Annotated in this window: 1 protein-coding gene and 1 pseudogene; one reads left to right on the forward strand and one right to left on the reverse strand. The window is 73.9% G+C overall.

The window, feature by feature from the left end:
- Positions 1 to 207: pseudogene (locus DMC61_RS40960) on the reverse strand (cytosine permease); the annotation flags it as partial.
- A 262-nt stretch (positions 208 to 469) separates the two neighbouring features.
- Here DMC61_RS40960 and DMC61_RS40965 point away from each other — a divergent pair.
- Positions 470 to 686, forward strand: a 217-nt coding sequence (locus DMC61_RS40965; protein WP_199750242.1) for a hypothetical protein, incomplete at its 3' end; no start/stop codon positions are given.

Consider the following 686-nt stretch of genomic DNA (forward strand, 5'->3'; position numbering starts at 1 on the left):
CATGACCTCGAGGATCACCGCGCCGAGGTTGATGGCGAGTACGGCGTTCCAGAAGGTCATGCCGAAGCCGAGGGTCGCGCCGATGAGGAAGCTGGCCAGGGTGGAGAGCTGGCCGAAGCGCTGGGTCGCCACCGAGAACCAGTGGAACCGGGCCGTCTGCGGCACGCGGGCCAGCGCGTGGTCGTCGTGTCCTGAAGAGGACGCCATGGGGACTCCAGAGGGGCGGGGCGCCGGATGAGGTGAGCCGAGACTAGGCCGCCGCCCCCGGGCGGTCACCGTGCATCAGGCACCGGTTCGCGGCATCGGCAGGGCACCGCGCACAGTCGGGCGGTGGCCACGGACCGGGGCGGACGCGTCGGCGGTGCGGTCGCCACGGTCGTCGCCGCCCGGCTGTGCGCCTCGCACCTTGTGCCCCTCGGCGGGCCCGCGCAGGGTGGGCCGACCGCCCCACCCGCCCCCTGGAGGTGCTGTGAAGCTCACGGTCGTGCTCCCCGTCATCACCGACGCGTTCACCGAGGAGGTCCGCCGCGAGGTGGGCGCCTGGGTGTCGCCCGGCACGGAGGTCGAGGTCCGCCGCATCGCGCGGGGCACCGCCTCCATCGAGTCCGAGTACGACGAGGCCCTCGCCGGCCCTGGCATCCTCGACGCGGTGGGTGAAGCCGCCGCGGACGGCCTGGACGCGGTGT

Origin of the sequence: Amycolatopsis sp. WAC 04169, assembly GCF_003947535.1 — a bacterium.
In the GTDB taxonomy this organism is placed as follows: Bacteria; Actinomycetota; Actinomycetes; order Mycobacteriales; family Pseudonocardiaceae; genus Amycolatopsis; species Amycolatopsis keratiniphila.